The sequence below is a fragment of the Pseudomonas sp. 21615526 genome, from assembly GCF_013386245.1.
In the GTDB taxonomy this organism is placed as follows: domain Bacteria; phylum Pseudomonadota; class Gammaproteobacteria; order Pseudomonadales; family Pseudomonadaceae; genus Aquipseudomonas.
In genome coordinates this window covers 20,782-39,466 of record NZ_JACAOM010000101.1, presented here as the reverse complement: position 1 = coordinate 39,466, position 18,685 = coordinate 20,782, and the positions used below count along the sequence as shown (strand labels likewise).

At 57.2% G+C, this 18,685-nt stretch carries 17 protein-coding genes; 6 read left to right on the top strand and 11 right to left on the bottom strand.

What is annotated here, in order from left to right; genetic code table 11:
* Nucleotides 1-110: 110 nt before the first annotated feature.
* From atpB to mnmG, 6 genes are all read right to left on the bottom strand, one after another.
* Entirely contained in the window at nucleotides 111-980 is an 870-nt protein-coding gene (atpB, locus tag HX786_RS25425) for a F0F1 ATP synthase subunit A (protein ID WP_003213554.1), read from the bottom strand.
* A 16-nt stretch (nucleotides 981-996) separates the two neighbouring features.
* Nucleotides 997-1,404, bottom strand: coding sequence for a F0F1 ATP synthase subunit I (locus HX786_RS25420; protein WP_003213556.1), 408 nt, complete (start codon nucleotides 1,402-1,404; stop codon nucleotides 997-999).
* A 148-nt stretch (nucleotides 1,405-1,552) separates the two neighbouring features.
* Entirely contained in the window at nucleotides 1,553-2,425 is an 873-nt protein-coding gene (locus HX786_RS25415) for a ParB/RepB/Spo0J family partition protein (protein ID WP_063033750.1), read from the bottom strand.
* Between the two features lie 9 nt (nucleotides 2,426-2,434).
* On the bottom strand, nucleotides 2,435-3,232 hold the full coding sequence (locus HX786_RS25410; RefSeq protein WP_003213559.1) for a ParA family protein: 798 nt from the start codon (nucleotides 3,230-3,232) through the stop codon (nucleotides 2,435-2,437).
* An 18-nt stretch (nucleotides 3,233-3,250) separates the two neighbouring features.
* Nucleotides 3,251-3,895, bottom strand: coding sequence for a 16S rRNA (guanine(527)-N(7))-methyltransferase RsmG (gene rsmG / locus HX786_RS25405; protein WP_003213561.1), 645 nt, complete (start codon nucleotides 3,893-3,895; stop codon nucleotides 3,251-3,253).
* Nucleotides 3,892-5,784, bottom strand: a complete 1,893-nt coding sequence (gene mnmG, locus HX786_RS25400; RefSeq protein WP_087694608.1) for a tRNA uridine-5-carboxymethylaminomethyl(34) synthesis enzyme MnmG — start codon at nucleotides 5,782-5,784, stop codon at nucleotides 3,892-3,894. The genes rsmG and mnmG overlap by 4 nt, the downstream gene beginning before the upstream one ends.
* Nucleotides 5,785-6,370: 586 nt before the next feature.
* Here mnmG and HX786_RS25395 point away from each other — a divergent pair.
* From HX786_RS25395 to HX786_RS25385, 3 genes are all read left to right on the top strand, one after another.
* Complete coding sequence (locus HX786_RS25395) at nucleotides 6,371-6,877, top strand: sigma-70 family RNA polymerase sigma factor (RefSeq protein WP_008439546.1); 507 nt, start codon at nucleotides 6,371-6,373, stop codon at nucleotides 6,875-6,877.
* Complete coding sequence (locus tag HX786_RS25390) at nucleotides 6,877-7,821, top strand: FecR domain-containing protein (protein ID WP_087694576.1); 945 nt, start codon at nucleotides 6,877-6,879, stop codon at nucleotides 7,819-7,821. Before HX786_RS25395 ends, HX786_RS25390 begins: the two co-directional genes overlap by 1 nt.
* A 93-nt stretch (nucleotides 7,822-7,914) precedes the next feature.
* Nucleotides 7,915-10,356, top strand: coding sequence for a TonB-dependent siderophore receptor (locus HX786_RS25385; protein WP_178912747.1), 2,442 nt, complete (start codon nucleotides 7,915-7,917; stop codon nucleotides 10,354-10,356).
* 22 nt (nucleotides 10,357-10,378) lie between these two features.
* Here the strand turns inward: HX786_RS25385 and mnmE are convergent, their stop codons facing one another.
* From mnmE to rpmH, 5 genes are all read right to left on the bottom strand, one after another.
* Nucleotides 10,379-11,749 (bottom strand): tRNA uridine-5-carboxymethylaminomethyl(34) synthesis GTPase MnmE, encoded by a 1,371-nt coding sequence (mnmE, locus tag HX786_RS25380; protein WP_178912746.1) that lies wholly within the window; start codon nucleotides 11,747-11,749, stop codon nucleotides 10,379-10,381.
* 80 nt (nucleotides 11,750-11,829) lie between these two features.
* Nucleotides 11,830-13,512: a membrane protein insertase YidC gene (gene yidC / locus HX786_RS25375; RefSeq protein ID WP_003213572.1), complete on the bottom strand. Its 1,683-nt coding sequence runs from the start codon at nucleotides 13,510-13,512 to the stop codon at nucleotides 11,830-11,832.
* A 2-nt stretch (nucleotides 13,513-13,514) separates the two neighbouring features.
* On the bottom strand, nucleotides 13,515-13,760 hold the full coding sequence (gene yidD / locus HX786_RS25370) for a membrane protein insertion efficiency factor YidD (protein ID WP_003213574.1): 246 nt from the start codon (nucleotides 13,758-13,760) through the stop codon (nucleotides 13,515-13,517).
* Nucleotides 13,753-14,157, bottom strand: coding sequence for a ribonuclease P protein component (gene rnpA, locus HX786_RS25365; RefSeq protein ID WP_010168490.1), 405 nt, complete (start codon nucleotides 14,155-14,157; stop codon nucleotides 13,753-13,755). Before rnpA ends, yidD begins: the two co-directional genes overlap by 8 nt.
* Nucleotides 14,158-14,173: 16 nt before the next feature.
* On the bottom strand, nucleotides 14,174-14,308 hold the full coding sequence (gene rpmH, locus HX786_RS25360) for a 50S ribosomal protein L34 (protein ID WP_003213577.1): 135 nt from the start codon (nucleotides 14,306-14,308) through the stop codon (nucleotides 14,174-14,176).
* Nucleotides 14,309-14,893: 585 nt separating this feature from the next.
* On the opposite strand from rpmH, the gene dnaA reads away from it, so the two are divergent.
* Genes dnaA through recF form a run of 3 tightly spaced genes read left to right on the top strand, consistent with a single transcriptional unit; the run spans nucleotide 14,894 to nucleotide 18,681 of the window.
* Entirely contained in the window at nucleotides 14,894-16,414 is a 1,521-nt protein-coding gene (dnaA, locus tag HX786_RS25355; RefSeq protein WP_032868695.1) for a chromosomal replication initiator protein DnaA, read from the top strand.
* 39 nt (nucleotides 16,415-16,453) lie between these two features.
* Entirely contained in the window at nucleotides 16,454-17,557 is a 1,104-nt protein-coding gene (dnaN, locus tag HX786_RS25350; protein WP_003213582.1) for a DNA polymerase III subunit beta, read from the top strand.
* A gap of 20 nt (nucleotides 17,558-17,577) precedes the next feature.
* Complete coding sequence (gene recF, locus HX786_RS25345) at nucleotides 17,578-18,681, top strand: DNA replication/repair protein RecF (protein WP_003213585.1); 1,104 nt, start codon at nucleotides 17,578-17,580, stop codon at nucleotides 18,679-18,681.
* The last annotated feature ends 4 nt before the right edge of the window (nucleotides 18,682-18,685 follow it).

Sequence of the window (18,685 nt, the reverse complement as noted above, 5' to 3'; positions counted from 1 at the left end):
TATGGTTTAGGTTTTTTAGATTTTAAAGCGGTAAAACAAATCGTTTCATAGCCCTTCAGGGCTACCCTCCCGTTTGACCGGGAGGGACATCAGACTAGTCGAGACTGGTCTTAATGGTTCTCTTCGTGCGCCATCGACAGGTAGACGATGGTCAGCATCATGAAGATAAACGCCTGCAGGGTGATGATCAGGATGTGGAACACAGCCCACGCCCACTGCAGAACAATGCCCAGGCCGCTAAGCCAGAGCAGACCACTGCCGAACATCACAGCGATCAGAATGAACACCAACTCGCCGGCATACATGTTGCCGAACAGTCGCAGGGCCAGGGAAATCGGCTTGGCGACCAGGGTCACGAACTCCAGCAGGAAGTTCACCGGGATCAGCAGCGCTTGAACGAAGATGTTCTTGCTGCCGAACGGGTGCAGGGTCAGTTCGCCGATGAAGCCGCCGATGCCCTTGATCTTGATGCTGTAGAAAATGATCAACGCGAACACCGACAGGGCCATGCCCAGGGTGGCGTTAGGGTCCGTGGTCGAAACCGCACGGAATGGAATGTGGTGATCGCCGGAGATCAGGATGGCCAGCTGAGGAATCCAGTCGACCGGGATCAGGTCGACGGCGTTCATCAGGAACACCCAGACGAAGATGGTCAGTGCCAACGGTGCAATCACCGCGCTACGACCATGGAAGCTGTCCCGCACGCTGCCATCGACGAATTCGACCAATACTTCAACGAAGTTCTGCAAAGCACCTGGCTGACCGGAAGTCGCCTTCTTTGCCGCCATGCGGAAAATCAGGACGAAGATCAGGCCCAATGCGACAGACCAGCCCAGAGTATCCAGGTGGAATGCCCAGAAGCCCATTTCTTTGGCTTCTGCTGCGGAGTGGGCAAAGCCCCAGCCGCCGTTGGGAAGCTGACCGAAGGTCAGGTTCTGCAAGTGGTGCTGGATATAGCCCGAAGCGGTTGTTTCTGCCATGGTTGCCTCAAACGCCCTAAGGTTTCGAAAGTCTTGTTTTCATTAGCAGGGGAGCGAACCAGCTGACCAGTTGGGTCAACACGAAGACGCCGAATACAGCCAGCGGCGCCAATGGCTTCACACCTGCAAAGGTCAGTGCAAACAGCACTGCCGTCAAAATCAATTTCCCCGCCTCGCCGGCATAAAAAGACCGGACGATAGCCTGGGCTGCTCGGGCGCCGGAAAACCGAAAGGCCCTGTGAGCAAAATACATATTGGGCAGCAAGGCTATCAGGCCTCCGCAGAGTCCCGAGTATCCGGCTACGACTCCATACCAATACCAGAGCGCCAAAGAGGCGATCAGTAAAATGACAAATTGAGCCACTAAAACCGGGAAAACGGCCAAGCGATGGAACGGCAACGTGTTTGGCGTGCGGGTTTCCATCACTCTTGCTCCTCAATGGTCGGCTGCCGGAAATCAATAACTTGGCATAATTTGTGCCGACAAAATGCGCGCAGAGTATAGGGGCGGTTCTGCCCCTATTCAACTGCCGGGTAGTGATTTCCGACTGCGCGCTACAGAAGCAATTGTTTCAGCGGATGTGGGCAAGGACGCCCTGAAGCTCATCCAATGAGTTATATCCGATGACCAATTGCCCTTTGCCTTTCTTGCCATGACGAATTTGCACCGCAGAGCCTAGGCGTTCGGCCAGGCGCTGCTCCAGGCGTGCAATATCCGGATCAGGTTTGGCGGTTTCGACCGGTGCAGGTTTGCCACTGAGCCACTGGCGAACCAGGGCCTCAGTCTGACGAACGGTGAGGCCTCGTGCGACAACGTGTCGCGCCCCCTCAACCTGTTGATTTTCCGGCAAACCGAGCAAAGCACGGGCATGACCCATTTCCAGGTCGCCATGGGAAAGCATGGTTTTGATGACTTCCGGCAGCGCGATCAGGCGCAACAGGTTGGACACGGTAACCCGGGACTTGCCCACCGCATCCGCGACTTCCTGCTGAGTCAGTTTGAATTCCTGCTGCAAACGCTGCAGGGCGATCGCTTCCTCGATCGGATTGAGGTCTTCACGCTGGATGTTCTCGATCAACGCCATGGCGATGGCGGTTTCATCCGGCACATCGCGCACCATTGCCGGAATGGTTTCCTTGCCGGCCTGCTGGCTGGCGCGCCAGCGGCGCTCGCCGGCGATGATTTCAAAGCGGCCTGCACCAATCGGGCGCACCACGATCGGCTGCATCACGCCCTGGGCCTTGATCGAATTCGCCAATTCCTCCAGCGCCTGCGGGTCCATGTCCCGGCGCGGCTGGTATTTGCCGCGCTGGATCAGGTCCAGCGGCAGGTGCTGCAGCTCGCGCTCGTCGGCCTGCACTGCCTGTTCTTCAAGCGAAGTGACAGTCGGACCACTCAGCAGTGCATCCAGTCCACGTCCGAGACCTCGTTTCTTGACGGCCATGGGGATTCCTTAAGTTGGCTGGGCTGCAGCGGTGCGTGAATTGCGGCGTTGACGGCGAACCATCTCGCCGGCCAGCGCCAGATAGGCAATGGCGCCGCGGGAAGACTTGTCGTACGCCAGCGCGGGCATGCCATAGCTTGGCGCTTCGGCCAGGCGGATGTTGCGTGGAATCACGGTGTCGTAGAGCTGATCGCCGAAGTGTTCCTTGAGCTGTGCCGACACATCGTTCATCAGGCTCAGGCGCGGGTCATACATGGTCCGCAGCAGGCCTTCGATTTGCAGGTTCGGGTTGAGCAACTCGGCGATACGCTTGATGTTATCCACAAGGTCGCTCAAGCCTTCGAGCGCAAAATACTCGCACTGCATGGGGATAATCACCCCGTCGGCCGCAACCAGTGCGTTCAACGTCAGCATCGACAGCGACGGCGGGCAGTCGATCAAAATGTAGTCGTAATTCTCGCGAATCGGCGCCAGAGCGCTGCGCAGACGGCTTTCTTTCATCTGCATTTCCAGCAGCACCACTTCCGCCGCGGTCAAATCGCGGTTGGCCGGCAGCAGTTGATAACCGCCGTGCTCGGAGAAGTGCATGGCCTGGGCCAGGTCGCACTCGCCAATCAGCAAGTCGTAGACCGAGTTTTCCAGGCCGTGTTTATCCACACCGCTACCCATGGTGGCGTTGCCCTGTGGATCGAGATCGATCAACAGCACCCGACGCTTGGTAGCGACCAGGGATGCTGCGAGGTTGATGCAGGTGGTGGTTTTGCCCACGCCACCTTTCTGGTTCGCTATCGCGAATACCTTAGCCATTCTTGCTTGTGTTCCCAATCATGCCGTGCGGCGCAGTATCAGCAGATGGCGTTGGCCTTGGCAACCGGGTACGGCCAAGGCGTGTTCGCTATCGAGGTGGAAGTCTGCCGGCAATGCTAACAGCTCGTCGCTTGGATGAACGCCCTTCATTGCCAGCCAACGGGTATCGCGGTCGCCGAGGTGGCGGGTCCAGTTGCTGAAGTTCTCCATGCTGCTGAACGCCCGGGAAACAATTCCGTTGAAAGGCTGTTCAGGCGTAAAGGCTTCGACGCGACTGTGGATAACTTGCAGGTTATCCAGCTTGAGTTCGAGTTTGACCTGGGTCAGGAAGCGGGTTTTCTTGCCGTTGCTGTCCAGGCAGGTCACTTGCGACTCCGGAAACAGGATCGCCAGCGGGATGCCGGGCATGCCGCCGCCGCTGCCAACGTCGAGCCAGCGGCCGTTTTCGATAAACGGCATCACGCTGAGACTGTCGAGCAGATGGCGGGAGACCATTTCGTCCGGGTCACGCACCGCAGTGAGGTTGTAAGCCTTGTTCCATTTGATCAACAGGGCCAGATAACCCAGCAGCAACTCGTGCTGGGCTTCGGTCAGGTTGACGCCAAGCTGGCGAGCACCTGTGGATAACTCTTCGGCGTGTTGCGAGGTGACCAACGAACTCAAGCGCTTTGCTCCAACTGACGGCCCGCGCCGCGTTTTTTCAAATGAATCATCAACAGCGAAATGGCTGCCGGCGTGACGCCCGGAATACGGGACGCCTGGCCCAGGGTCTCCGGTCGAGTTATCCCCAGCTTGCCTTGGATCTCTTTCGACAGCCCGGAAATGTTTGTGTAATCGATATCCACAGGCAGCTTGGTGTCTTCGCTGGCCCGCAGACGAGCGATCTCATCCTGCTGACGGTCAATGTAACCGGCGTATTTGGTCTTGATTTCGACCTGCTCGGCAACCTGTGGATCTTCTGCGCCAGCGCCGGTGACCGAGATCAGACCAGCGTAGTCGATTTCCGGACGGGACAGCAGATTCAGCAAGTTGTATTCGTGAGTCAGCGGCGTGCCGAATTTTTCGGCAATCGCGTCGCCTTGCTCGGTGCCCGGGCGAACCCAAGTACTTTTCAGGCGTTGCTCTTCCAACTCGATACTTTCGCGTTTTTTGCAGAAGGCCGCCCAACGCACGTCGTCGACCAGGCCCAATTCGCGACCTTTTTCGGTCAAGCGCAGGTCGGCGTTGTCTTCCCGCAGGATCAGGCGGTATTCGGCCCGGGACGTAAACATCCGGTACGGTTCCTGGGTTCCGAGGGTGATCAGGTCGTCGACCAACACACCGATGTACGCCTCATCGCGACGCGGGCACCAGCTGTCTTTGCCCTGTGCACGCAGTGCCGCGTTGGTTCCGGCCAGCAAACCCTGGGCGCCGGCTTCTTCGTAACCGGTGGTGCCGTTGATTTGCCCTGCAAAGAACAAACCGCCGATGACCTTGGTTTCCAGGCTGTATTTCAGGTCACGCGGGTCGAAGTAGTCGTACTCGATGGCGTAGCCAGGACGCACGATGTGCGCATTTTCCATACCGCGAATCGACTGCACGATCTGGATTTGCACGTCGAACGGCAAGGAAGTTGAAATCCCGTTCGGGTACAGCTCGTGGGTAGTCAGACCTTCCGGTTCGATAAAAACCTGGTGGCTTTCCTTGTCGGCAAAGCGGTGGATCTTGTCTTCGATCGACGGGCAGTAGCGCGGGCCAATACCTTCGATCACCCCGGAATACATCGGCGAACGGTCGAGGTTCGCAGCAATGATTTCGTGGGTGCGGGCGTTGGTGTGGGTAATCCAGCAACTGACCTGCTTCGGATGCTGTTCCTTGGAGCCCATGAACGACATCACCGGAATCGGTGTATCGCCGGCTTGCTCGGTCATCACCGAGAAATCCACAGACCGGCCATCAATTCGCGGCGGCGTGCCGGTTTTCAGGCGACCAACACGCAGTGGCAGTTCGCGAAGGCGCTGAGCCAGGGCAATTGACGGTGGATCACCGGCGCGGCCACCGGAATAGTTCTGCATACCGATGTGGATAAGTCCGCCGAGGAAGGTACCGGTGGTCAACACCACGGATTCTGCGAAGAAACGCAGGCCCATTTGCGTGACAACACCGCGTACCTGGTCTTGTTCGACGATCAGGTCATCGGCTGCCTGTTGAAATATCCACAGGTTCGGCTGGTTTTCCAGGGTTTCGCGGACAGCGGCCTTGTACAGGATGCGGTCGGCTTGAGCACGTGTGGCTCGTACGGCCGGGCCTTTGCGACTGTTCAATACGCGAAATTGAATACCACCCTTATCGGTGGCCATGGCCATCGCGCCGCCCAGGGCATCGATTTCCTTGACCAGGTGGCTTTTGCCAATCCCGCCGATCGCGGGGTTGCAGCTCATGGCGCCGAGGGTTTCCACGTTATGCGTCAGCAACAGGGTTTTTGCCCCCATGCGTGCTGACGCCAGTGCTGCCTCGGTACCGGCATGACCGCCGCCGATGACGATCACTTCAAAACGGGAAGGGAAATCCACCACGCACCTCGTGCCTGCTTCTGTAGGTAATTAGGAATGAGCGTTCGAGATCAGGTTTTCGAACGAGTCGGCAAGTATAGGGACTTCGCCCTTCCTAAAGAACCCTTTGCACAAAATTTAACCAGCTGTGGATGAATCACGAACAATAGAAATTAAAAGAGAGAAATTTATTAAATCTTTGTTTTTATGTTTATTTCTACTGAGGCATGTTTCTGTGGATAGATCTCTACAGGCCTTTATTTACTTTATGTACAGAGATTCAAAAGTCTGTGGTTAGGTGCCAATGAGGCCCTTGGATAAGTGCTTTAAGCCTGTGGATTAAACGGGTGGTTATCCACAGAGGGGTTTTTACTCAGGTTTCAAGCCTGGTTATCAACTGGGCACAGGGGCGGTTATTCACAGGGCTTAATCCACAGAAAACACGGGTCCCGATAAGTTTCAGGTAGACAGATGCCTCCGAAAATCCTCGGTCAGGCAGGAAACAGTTCATTTGCATTTGTGAAACGGGTTGATGGAACGCCTATTGTGAGAAAGCGCCACGGCAGTTAATAATAGTTATTATCATTAACCTGCCTCGTCACCTCTCATGGCCCTTCCCTCGCATACCGTTGCAGTCCAGCACATCTATGAGCAGCACCATTCGTGGTTGCACAGCTGGCTCAAGGGAAAGTTGCATAACGCCTGCGATGCAGCTGACGTGGCACACGATACGTTCGTGCGGATCCTGGGCGGCCGCAATGCGACGCAGATCCTCGAGCCCAGGGACTATCTGGCCACAGTTGCCCGGGGACTGGTGATTGACCGCTATCGCCGCCGCGCCATTGAGCAGGCCTATCTGCAAACCCTGGCAGACCGGCCCGAAGCGATCGCAATCAGTGAAGAAGACAAGGCCATCATCATTGAAACCCTCGTTGCTGTGGATAAAGCCTTGTGTGGGCTGGGGGAACGGGCCAGGCGAATTTTCATGCTGTCCCAGGTCGAAGGTCTGACTTATCAACAGATCGCCGATCAGTTGCGTGTCTCGCTGACCACCGTCAAGAAACATATGGTTCGGGCCCTGACTGAATGCGCCTTGATCATGGCGGGCATGTAATGGCTGCCCCGGATCGCAAGACGTTCGAAGCCGCCGCCAGCTGGTACGTGCAATTTCAATCGCAGCCACCGACACCCGCGCAACAAAGTGCCTGGCAGCAATGGCTCAACGGCGATCCCTCCCATCAGGCGGCCTGGAACCAGATGGAGCAGTTGCAACGTGGCCTCGGTGCGCTACCCAAGGACTTCACCCGTCGTGCGCTCTCGGCCAGTCAACAACGGCGGCAAGTGCTCAAGCTGATGCTGATGCTCGGTGCCGCCGGGTACTTGGGGTGGAACGTTCAACAACACACGTCCCTGGGCAACCTCTGGGCTGACTATCGGACCAAGGTCGGCGAACGACGGCGAATCGGGTTGGCCGACGGCACTCAAATTGACCTCAATACGAACACGGCTATCGACGTACTTTTCGATGGGCAGCAGCGACTGGTCCGTTTGCGTGAGGGGGAAGTACTTATCCACACCGGAAAGTCGGGCCGGCAAACACCGTTTTATGTTGAAACCCATGAGGGTCGTGTTCAAGCCTTGGGTACGCGGTTCACTGTTCGCCAACTGCAAGGGTCGACGCGGGTTGGTGTGCTGGAAGACCGGGTCAGCGTGCAACCCGTCGACCAGCCGGCCCATAGCCGAGTGCTCGGACCTGGTGAGAGTGTCGACTTCGGCACGCAAGACGTAGGCCCCAGCCATATCTATCGCGGGAACCAAGCCGCATGGGTCGACGGCCAACTGATCGTTCTGGATGCGCGACTGGGGGATGTCATCGACGAACTGGCGCGCTATCGGCCGGGCGTTATGCAGTGCGATGCCGCATCAGCGCGGCTGCGGGTGTCCGGCACTTTCCGTCTGGATTCCACCGACGCCGTATTGGCCAACCTGCAGGTCACGCTGCCGATCCACGTGAAGTATTTCACGCGCTATTGGGTCTCCGTAACGCTTACAGCTTGATACTGAAAAAATACTCTCAACGGGGGTTATCTTTTTTTTACCTGGCGCGGCCCTACAGGTAATCACGATGCTACCTTCAGGGCTTACTCACACATGCGCCTTCCTACAAAACTTCGCCAGCGTCTCTCCCATCACGGCATCACGTATGGCTTGCTGCTGGCCACGGCCGCGACTGCCAGCACCTTGCTATGCACTCGGGCCATTGCTGCCAGCCCAGTGCAACATTACGTGATCGCCTCCGGGCCACTCGACAATGCCTTGAGCCAATTCGCATCGAAGGCCAATGTGATTTTGTCATTCTCGCCGCAGCAGACGGCGCGCCTGCAAAGTCCTGGGCTGGAGGGTGACTACTCGGTGGAGCAAGGGTTTGCGTTATTGCTGCAAAACTCGGGATTGCAGGCGGCGGTTCAAGGCCCCGGCAGCTACGCGCTGCAGCCGGCTGCGAGCGGGGAACAGCTCATGCTGGCCCCCACTACTGTCAGCACTTATCAACAGACTGGGTTCAATCAGGAAATTGCCGGGGACGTAGGTTACAAGGCGCAAAACAGCCGAATCGGTACCAAGACCAGCACACCATTGTCGGAAACCCCGCGCTCGGTGTCGGTGGTGACCGGCCAGCGCATCAAGGATCAAAAATCCCAGACGCTCACCGAAGTGCTGGGCTATGTGCCGGGAATCTTTGCCCCTCCCTTCGCTGCGGGCGACGGGCTGGCCGGTGACTTGTTCTTCATTCGCGGTTTCAACGCTACGGATTATGGCTACGGCCTGCTGCGCGATGGCTTGCGAGTCCAAGGCAACCGGTATGACACCACCAGCGAACCTTATGGCCTGGAAAGGGTGGAGATATTCCGTGGCCCTTCTTCCCTGCTCTACGGCGAAAACGCACCCGGTGGCCTGGTCAACCTGGTGAGTAAACACCCGACAGCTACACCACAAGGCGAAGTTCAGCTGACCTACGGTTCTAATAACCGGCGCCAGGTGGGTGTGGATATCTCCGGTCCCTTGGACGACAGCGGCAATATCCTTGGACGGGTGGTGATGCTCGGCAGGAAGTCCGACACCCAGACCGATCACGTTCCCGATGACCGTCTGTATATCGCACCGTCCCTGACCCTCAATTTCGACGACTACAACACCCTGACGCTGCTGGCCAACTACCAGAAAGACCACACCAATCTTGAACTTGGCCTACCTGCAGCAGGCACGTTACTGACCAACCCCAACGGAAAGCTCTCCAAGCACACCATGCTCGGTGACCCGGATTGGAACACCTTCGAACGGGAAACCTGGAGCACCGGCTACGAGTTCAGCCACAGCTTCAACGATGACTGGCAGTTTCGGCAGAACTCGCGCTACATGCAGTCGCGAATCACCCGCCATGAAACCTGGCCAGGCAACCTGAATAATGCGGGGTTCGGCACACAGCTGAACATGAATGCCTACGACCGCTACAACAAATCGATGGTCTACTCGCTGGATAACCAGTTGGAAGGCAAATTCCAGGTAGGCGGGCTGGAAAATACCGTGCTGTTCGGTGCCAGCTATGACCGTACCTCGTTCAGCCAGGATTGGAATGCCGGATTTGCAGGCACGATCAATGTGTATAACCCGGTGTACCTGAGGGACCCATTGACGCCTCTCGCGGTGCAAAACACGTTGCTCGAACAGCAGATGAAAGGTGTTTATGCACAGCTTCAGAGCAAGTATGACCACTGGTTATTCTTGCTCGGCGGGCGGCAGGACTGGGTCGACAGTGATTTTCGCGACAAGGTGGCCAAGGCCGGCAACATCAGCTCTGAAGACCGCAAGTTCACCTATCAGGGCGGGATCATGTACCAGTTCGACAATGGCCTGACGCCATATGTCAGCTACTCGACCGCGTTCGTTCCGGTACAGCAGATCTCCAATGCCGGCACACCGCTGGACCCGATCACCAGCAGTCAATACGAAGTAGGCCTCAAGTACGAGCCGATCGGCTGGGACACGGCGATGACGTTGTCGGTCTATGACTTGCGCAAGCAGGACGATACGTACCTCGACGCCACGACCAATACCTACCGCCAGGTCGGCGAAAGCCGGGCCAAGGGTGTGGAAGTGGAGGTCAACAGCAGCCTCACACCTAATTTGAACGTGACTGCGGCCTACACCTACACCGATGCTCGGATTACCAAGGATTCGGCAACGTCGCTCGTGGAAGGTCACCAGATGACCGGTGTTCCGCGTAATCAGGCTTCGGTCTGGGGCAAATACCGCTTTCTTGATGGCCAGCTCAAGGGCTTGTCCGTCGGCGGCGGCGTGCGCTACTTCGACAGCACTTTCGCTTACACCGCGCCTTCTCTATACGGGAAGCTGGATGCTGGAAGCGTGACGTTGGTGGATGCCGCCATTGGTTACCAGATTGACCAGCACTGGTCGGTAGACGTGAATGCGAAGAACCTGTTCGACAAGGAGTATGTGTCCGGCTGCAACGATGCGGGCCGCTGCTACTGGGGTGAAAGCCGGACGCTACTCGGAACTGTTTCCTACAACTGGTAACCAGCCAGCTGTGGATAACCGCCTATTTCCCGATACAGAAGCTTGAAAAGATCCGCCCCAACAAATCATCGGAGCTGAATGCGCCGGTGATCTCACCCAACAGCTGCTGCGCCTGGCGTAAATCCTCAGCCAGCAGCTCACCGGCTCCTGCCAGCGTCAGTTGCGCACGGCCATGCTCAAGGGCGGCGCTGGCATGCCGCAGTGCCTCCAGGTGCCTGCGACGAGCGCTGAAGCTGCTTTCCGAAGTCTGCTCGTAGCCCATGCACGCTTTCAGATGATCGCGCAGCAGTTCCAGCCCTTCTCCTGCAGCCTTGGCACTCAAGCTGATTGTCACGTGGCCATCTTCACTGACTTCCAGGGCAATTGCCTCGCCCGTCAGGTCAGCCTTGTTGCGAATCAGCGTGACCTTGGCCGGGTCCGGCCGTTGTTCGAGGAATTCCGGCCACAGTGCGAACGGGTCTGCAGCCTCTGGCGCGGTGGCATCCACCACCAGCAACACGCGGTCAGCTTCCGTGATGGCCTTCAACGCGCGTTCCACCCCGATCTTTTCCACCTGGTCATCGGTGTCACGCAGTCCAGCGGTGTCCACCACATGAAGGGGCATGCCATCGATGTGGATATGTTCGCGCAGGATATCCCGCGTGGTGCCGGCGATCTCGGTGACGATCGCGGCCTCTCGCCCGGCCAGGGCATTGAGCAGGCTCGACTTGCCGGCGTTGGGACGGCCGGCAATCACCACGGTCATACCGTCACGCAGCAAGGCACCTTGCCCGGCTTCGCGCAGCACTGTGGATAACTCATCACGAACCTTATCCAGCATCGCCAGGACATGGCCATCGGCAAGGAAGTCGATTTCTTCCTCCGGGAAATCAATCGCGGCCTCCACGTAGATGCGCAAGCTGATCAATTGCTCGGTGAGGTTATGCACACGCAGGGAAAACGCGCCCTGCAACGAGCGCAACGCATTGCGCGCAGCTTGTGCAGAGCTGGCTTCGATCAGGTCGGCAATCGCCTCGGCCTGGGCCAGGTCGAGTTTGTCGTTGAGGAACGCGCGTTCGCTGAATTCACCCGGACGTGCCAGGCGGCAACCCAACTGCAGGCAACGCTGCAGCAGCATGTCCAGAACGATCGGGCCGCCGTGGCCTTGCAGCTCGAGGACGTCTTCGCCGGTAAAGGAGTTCGGCCCCGGGAAATAAAGGGCGATACCTTCATCCAGCACTTCTTCATCAGCACCTAAAAACGGCCCGTAATGCGCATACCTCGGCTTCAGTTCCAGCCCGCTGATGGCCTGGGCCGCCACGCTGGCGAGCGGCCCGGAAATACGAACGATACCGACACCACCACGACCTTGAGCGGTGGCGACAGCGGCGATGGTTTCACGAGGAGCGCTCATGGCGGGTACCCGGATAAAAGTGACAGAAAGCAAAACGCCCCACTAGGGGGCGTCTTGAGTGGTGTTATCCACAGAGTAAATTACGCCTCGGCTTTTTTGGTAGCCGCTTCGATTTTACGTGTGATGTACCACTGTTGGGAGATCGACAGGCAGTTGTTGACCACCCAGTACAGCACCAGACCAGCCGGGAACCACAGGAAGAAGAAGGTGAAGATGATTGGCATCATTTTCATTACCTTGGCCTGCATCGGGTCCGGCGGAGTCGGGTTCAGACGCTGTTGGATGAACATGGTCGCGCCCATGATGATCGGCAGGATAAAGAACGGGTCTTTGATCGACAGGTCAGTTATCCACAGCATGAACGGCGCCTGGCGCATTTCCACGCTTTCCAGGAGCACCCAGTACAACGACAGGAACACCGGCATCTGCACCAGAATCGGCAAGCATCCACCCAACGGGTTGATCTTCTCTTTCTTGTACAGCTCCATCATGGCCTGGGACATTTTCTGCCGGTCATCGCCATGTTGTTCTTTCAGCGCGGCCAGTTTCGGGGCCACGGCACGCATACGCGCCATCGACTTGTAGCTGGCAGCCGACAGTGGGAAGAAGATCCCCTTGATCAGCATGGTCAGCAGGATGATCGAGAAGCCCCAGTTACCCACAATGCTGTGGATATGTTGCAGCAGCCAGAAAATCGGCTGGGCAATGAACCACAGAATGCCGTAATCCACAGTCAGTTCCAGACCTGGGGATAACTCTTTGAGGACTGCCTGGCTCTTCGGACCGGCGTACAACGTGGCGCTGGCTTCAGCCTTGGCACCCGGAGCGACGGTCAACGTCGGGCCAGTAAAGCCAATGATGTAGTTGCCTTGGCTGTCTTTGCGGGTTTGAACCAGGTTGGCATCACCTTTGTTCGGGATCCATGCGGTCACGAAGTAGTGTTGCAACCAGGCAACCCAGCCACCTTGAACGGTTTCTTTCAGCGCGCCCTTGTCGATATCTTTCATCGACACTTTTTTGTACGGCTCGCTACTTGTCCACAGGGCTGCGCCCAGGTAAGTCGCGGTGCCGGTGGCAGTGCTGGAAGAAGGATCGGCGCTGTTGTCACGCTTGAGCTGGGCAAACAGGTTGCCCGTCCACGGCTTCGCGCTTTCGTTGTCGATCAGGTAAGTGACTTTCAGATCGTACAAACCGCGGGTGAAGCTGAAACGCTTGATGTAGTTGACGCCGTCGTGACTGAATTTCAGGTCGACGTTCAACTGGTTCTGGCCATCGGCCAGTTGATAAGTCTTCTGTTCGGTCGAATAAACCGGACGACCGGTAGCACGAGCATCCGGACCGTCAGTACCGGTCAGGCCACTTTGCGCCAGATATACACGTTCGCCACCGTTATCGAACAGTTGGAACGGAACATCCGGATGGTCTTGGCGACGTGGATACAGCGGCAGCTTGAGCTGGGCGATATCACCACCCTGTGGGTCGATTGCCAGGTCCAGTACATCCGTTTTTACATGGATGAGGTCTTTATTGGTGACGACCGGGGTTTCTACCGGGGTACTGGTATCGGCATTCGCGCTGGGTACATCGGCACTGGCGGCAGCATTGTTACCCAGTGGCGTATCCGGAATAGCCGGCGCCGACTGATTGGTAGCAACATTCTGAGTCGGCAGGGCAGCTTGGCCATAATCCTGGTTCCACTTAAGAACCATAGAGTAGGACACGATTGCCAGGGCGACGATCAGGATCGTGCGTTTAATATCCATGATTACTCGGCCATCGAAGAAGAACGGGAGGTAGGGATAGGCGGAACCGGGTCATAACCACCGGGATTCCACGGATGACAGCGACCTAAACGACGAAAGGTCAGCCAGCCACCGCGCAGAAGGCCATGATTTTCTATGGCTTCCAACGCGTAGCAGGAACAACTGGGGTAGAAACGACAGTGGTTTGCCATCAGGGGACTAATGGCATAGCGGTAAAACTGGATCGGAACGAGGGCCAGTTTACGCATCAGTACTGTCTACCCCTACAGTTTCGGTGCTGACAGCTGGTGCTGGCTTGTTGGTACGAGCCAAACGTTTCCAGAGCTTGCCGAAATGCTGAATCAATTCGGGGTTTTCTACGTCCCCCAAGCCTTTGCGCGCGACGATAACAATATCCCAACCAACCAGAGTTTCCTGGTGGAGGCGAAACGATTCGCGCATCAGACGCTTGAGGCGATTGCGCTCAACGGAGAGCTTTACGCTCTTCTTGCCGATCACCAACCCGAGACGGGGGTGATCCAGATCGTTGTTACGCGCAAGGAGCAGGAGATTTTTCCCCGGAACCTTGCCGGTGGGGGAGTCAAAGACTGCCTTGAAATGCCGGGGGGTTAGCAGACGCTTTTCCCGACTGAAGTCCTGACTCACCACCAGTACCGGATTATCAAACTGCCAGACGCGCACGACCTTTGGCGCGGCGACGCGACAGGACAGCACGGCCGTTCTTGGTGGCCATGCGAGCACGGAAGCCGTGAGTACGGGCGCGTTTGATGGTGCTTGGTTGGAAAGTACGTTTCATGGCGTGTTACCTGGTTCGTCCACAACGGGCCGGAATGGCCCCCGTTTTAAGAGACCGGCGATTCTAGAGAAAGCAAGCCTCTAGGTCAATTTCCAACCAGCTTTTCCTTTAATTAGATATCTGGAGGCCTGCGGACCGAATCCGGGCGATTCGCCTTTCACGAGCAATGCCATAGATATAAAAATAAAGAAGGAAGTTATTTAAAGCTTTTCTGTAAAGCTTATAAAAGCTAGGCACCCCATCTTCTGTGGATAACTGCCTTGAGGCCATATTCTACGGGCTGTACAGAGAATGACAACACGGGGGAGAAACGGTGCTCTGCCTGTGCTGCGCTATCGGATAAGCTGTGTGTGGAATGGCTAGTTATCCACAGGCCAGTTACCCACAGACTTTCGACCCCACTTGTACAACGAGCTTAGGGGCGCTTATCCACAGAGCTTATGCACAGACCATTTGTCGCCTTTTTTACGGTTAAGGCATTGATTCTTGGCGCCCTGTGAGCAACCTACATGTGGATAAGTGGGCGGCTGGCCGCTACAATGGCGGCTGTTTTTGCCTCACCGGCTTTCAACTTAGGGGATATCCGTGTCAGTGGAACTTTGGCAGCAGTGCGTGGAGCTTTTGCGCGATGAGCTGCCTGCCCAGCAATTCAACACCTGGATCCGTCCGCTACAGGTCGAAGCCGAAGGCGACGAGTTGCGTGTCTACGCACCCAATCGTTTTGTTCTCGACTGGGTCAACGAGAAATACCTGAGCCGCGTTCTCGAATTACTCGATGAACATGGCAACGGGCTTGCTCCGGTGCTCTCCTTATTAATAGGCAGCAAACGTAGCTCGGCACCTCGTGCTGCGCCGAATGCACCGTTGGCAGCCAGTGCCTCCCAGGCTCAGGCCGCTGCGGCACCTGTTAATAACTCGCCAGCCCCGGTCGCCCAGACGCCTTCGAAATCCTCGTCGCAGAAAAACGCGCCTATAAATGAAGAGCCGTCCCGCGACAGCTTTGACCCAATGGCCGGCGCCAGCTCACAACAGGCCCCGGTTCGTGCCGAACAGCGCACCGTCCAGGTAGAGGGTGCGCTCAAGCACACCAGCTATCTGAACCGCACGTTCACCTTTGAGAACTTTGTCGAAGGTAAATCCAACCAGCTGGCCCGCGCGGCAGCCTGGCAGGTCGCCGACAACCCCAAGCATGGTTACAACCCGCTCTTCCTTTATGGTGGCGTTGGCTTGGGTAAAACTCACTTGATGCACGCCGTGGGTAACCACCTATTAAAGAAGAACCCGAATGCCAAGGTCGTGTACCTGCACTCGGAGCGCTTCGTGGCCGATATGGTCAAGGCGTTGCAGCTAAACGCCATCAACGAGTTCAAGCGGTTCTACCGTTCCGTTGATGCCTTGCTGATCGATGACATTCAATTCTTCGCCCGCAAGGAACGTTCCCAGGAAGAGTTTTTCCACACGTTCAACGCGTTGCTCGAAGGTGGCCAGCAGGTCATCCTGACCAGTGACCGTTATCCGAAGGAAATCGAAGGCCTGGAAGAGCGCCTGAAGTCGCGCTTCGGCTGGGGCCTGACCGTAGCGGTAGAACCGCCGGAGCTTGAAACCCGCGTCGCGATCCTGATGAAAAAGGCCGACCAGGCCAAAGTCGACCTGCCGCACGACGCCGCGTTCTTTATCGCCCAGCGCATTCGCTCCAACGTGCGTGAACTGGAAGGCGCACTCAAGCGGGTCATCGCTCACTCGCACTTCATGGGTCGTGACATCACCATCGAGCTGATTCGCGAATCCCTGAAAGACCTGCTGGCGTTGCAAGACAAGCTGGTGAGTGTGGATAACATCCAGCGCACCGTGGCCGAGTATTACAAGATCAAGATTTCCGACCTGCTGTCCAAGCGCCGTTCGCGCTCGGTAGCACGTCCCCGCCAGGTAGCGATGGCGCTCTCCAAAGAGCTGACCAACCACAGCCTGCCGGAAATTGGTGATGTGTTTGGCGGTCGCGACCACACCACGGTCTTGCACGCGTGCCGCAAGATCAACGAACTTAAGGAATCCGACGCGGATATTCGCGAGGACTACAAGAACCTGCTGCGTACACTGACTACTTGATGAACACCAGCGCAGCTTATTAAGGCAAGGGACTAGACCATGCATTTCACCATTCAACGCGAAGCCCTGTTGAAACCCCTGCAACTGGTCGCAGGCGTCGTCGAGCGCCGACAGACCTTGCCGGTGCTTTCCAACGTATTGCTGGTTGTCGAAGGCCAGCAATTGTCCTTGACCGGTACCGACCTCGAAGTCGAGCTGGTCGGTCGCGTCCAGCTCGAAGAGCCCGCCGAACCCGGCGAGATCACCGTGCCGGCGCGCAAGCTGATGGACATCTGCAAAAGCCTGCCCAACGACGCGCTGATCGACATCAAGGTTGATGAGCAAAAGCTGGTGGTCAAGGCCGGTCGCAGCCGTTTCACCCTGTCGACCTTGCCGGCCAACGACTTCCCGACCGTGGAAGAAGGCCCAGGCTCGCTGACTTGCAGCCTGGAACAAAGCCGACTGCGCCGCTTGATCGAGCGCACCAGCTTCGCCATGGCCCAGCAGGACGTGCGTTATTACCTTAACGGCATGCTGCTGGAAGTCTCCGAAGGCATCATCCGCGCCGTAGCCACCGACGGTCACCGTCTGGCCATGTGCTCGATGAAGGCCGATATCGGTCAGCCGGATCGCCACCAGGTGATCGTGCCGCGTAAAGGTATTCTGGAACTCGCGCGCCTGCTGACCGAGCCGGATGGCAATGTCAGTATCGTGCTGGGCCAGCACCACATCCGCGCGACCACTGGCGAGTTCACCTTCACTTCCAAGCTGGTTGACGGCAAGTTCCCGGATTACGAGCGCGTTCTGCCAAAAGGCGGCGACAAGCTGGTGATCGGTGATCGTCAGGCCCTGCGTGAAGCGTTCAGCCGTACCGCTATTCTTTCCAACGAGAAATACCGTGGTATCCGCCTGCAATTGGCCAACGGCCAACTGAAAATCCAGGCGAATAACCCTGAGCAGGAAGAAGCGGAAGAAGAAGTGGGCGTCGACTACAACGGCGGCAACCTGGAAATCGGCTTCAACGTCAGCTACCTGTTGGACGTGCTGGGCGTGATGACCACTGAACAGGTTCGCCTGATTCTGTCTGACTCCAACAGCAGCGCCCTGGTACAAGAATCCGACAACGATGACTCGGCTTACGTTGTCATGCCGATGCGCCTGTAATCATGTTCAGCAGAAGCTAGATGTCCCTCAGTCGCGTCTCGGTCACCGCGGTGCGCAATTTGCACCCGGTGACCTTCTCCCCCTCCCCCCGCATCAATATCCTCCACGGCGCCAACGGCAGTGGCAAAACCAGCGTGCTGGAAGCCATTCACCTGCTGGGGCTCGCTCGTTCCTTTCGCAGTGCCCGCTTGTTGCCGGTGATTCAGTACGAGCAACTGGCGTGCACAGTATTTGGCCAAGTCGAATTGGCCGAAGGCGGTCATAGCAGCCTGGGGATTTCTCGTGATCGTCAGGGGGAGTTTCAAATCCGCATCGATGGGCAGAATGCTCGTAGTGCTGCGCAGCTGGCAGAAATCCTGCCGCTGCAACTGATCAACCCGGACAGCTTCCGCTTGCTGGAAGGCGCGCCAAAAATCCGCAGGCAATTCCTCGATTGGGGAGTGTTCCACGTGGAACCGCGTTTCATGGCCACTTGGCAGCGCCTGCAGAAGGCCCTGCGGCAGCGGAACTCATGGCTGCGGCATGGTACACTTGACGCCGCTTCGCAAGCTGCTTGGGACCGGGAACTGTGCCTGGCCAGCGCTGAAATAGATGAATACCGCCGCGCCTATATCAAAGCCTTGAAACCAGTCTTTGAGCAGACCTTGAGCGAGTTACTTGAACTCGAGGGGCTGACGTTGAGCTACTACCGTGGTTGGGACAAAGACCGGGAACTGAGTGCAGTGCTCGCGACGTCCTTGCAGCGGGATCAGCAAATTGGTCACACCCAGGCCGGACCACAACGGGCTGATTTGCGCCTTAGATTGGGCGCACATAATGCTGCGGATATCTTGTCCCGCGGTCAGCAGAAGTTGGTGGTCTGCGCTTTGCGTATCGCCCAGGGGCATCTGGTTAGCCAGGCCCGGCGCGGGCAATGTATTTATCTGGTGGATGACTTGCCGTCCGAACTGGACGAGCAGCACCGCCGCGCGTTATGCCGCTTGTTGGAAGACTTACGCTGCCAGGTGTTTATCACCTGTGTAGACCACGAATTATTGAGGGAAGGCTGGCAGACGGAAACGCCAGTCGCTTTGTTCCACGTGGAACAAGGCCGTATCACCCAGACCCACGACCATCGGGAGTGAAGGC

Excerpts from the sequence above, each read along its gene's own strand:
- yidD (WP_003213574.1), bottom strand. The coding sequence starts at position 13,760 with ATGCGTAAACTGGCCCTCGTTCCGATCCAGTTTTACCGCTATGCCATT.
- dnaN (WP_003213582.1), top strand. The coding sequence starts at position 16,454 with ATGCATTTCACCATTCAACGCGAAGCCCTGTTGAAACCCCTGCAACTG.
- yidC (WP_003213572.1), bottom strand. The coding sequence starts at position 13,512 with ATGGATATTAAACGCACGATCCTGATCGTCGCCCTGGCAATCGTGTCC.
- HX786_RS25395 (WP_008439546.1), top strand. The coding sequence starts at position 6,371 with ATGGCCCTTCCCTCGCATACCGTTGCAGTCCAGCACATCTATGAGCAG.
- HX786_RS25390 (WP_087694576.1), top strand. The coding sequence starts at position 6,877 with ATGGCTGCCCCGGATCGCAAGACGTTCGAAGCCGCCGCCAGCTGGTAC.
- HX786_RS25385 (WP_178912747.1), top strand. The coding sequence starts at position 7,915 with ATGCGCCTTCCTACAAAACTTCGCCAGCGTCTCTCCCATCACGGCATC.
- HX786_RS25415 (WP_063033750.1), bottom strand. The coding sequence starts at position 2,425 with ATGGCCGTCAAGAAACGAGGTCTCGGACGTGGACTGGATGCACTGCTG.
- mnmE (WP_178912746.1), bottom strand. The coding sequence starts at position 11,749 with ATGAGCGCTCCTCGTGAAACCATCGCCGCTGTCGCCACCGCTCAAGGT.
- recF (WP_003213585.1), top strand. The coding sequence starts at position 17,578 with ATGTCCCTCAGTCGCGTCTCGGTCACCGCGGTGCGCAATTTGCACCCG.
- HX786_RS25420 (WP_003213556.1), bottom strand. The coding sequence starts at position 1,404 with ATGGAAACCCGCACGCCAAACACGTTGCCGTTCCATCGCTTGGCCGTT.
- HX786_RS25410 (WP_003213559.1), bottom strand. The coding sequence starts at position 3,232 with ATGGCTAAGGTATTCGCGATAGCGAACCAGAAAGGTGGCGTGGGCAAA.
- atpB (WP_003213554.1), bottom strand. The coding sequence starts at position 980 with ATGGCAGAAACAACCGCTTCGGGCTATATCCAGCACCACTTGCAGAAC.
- rpmH (WP_003213577.1), bottom strand. The coding sequence starts at position 14,308 with ATGAAACGTACTTTCCAACCAAGCACCATCAAACGCGCCCGTACTCAC.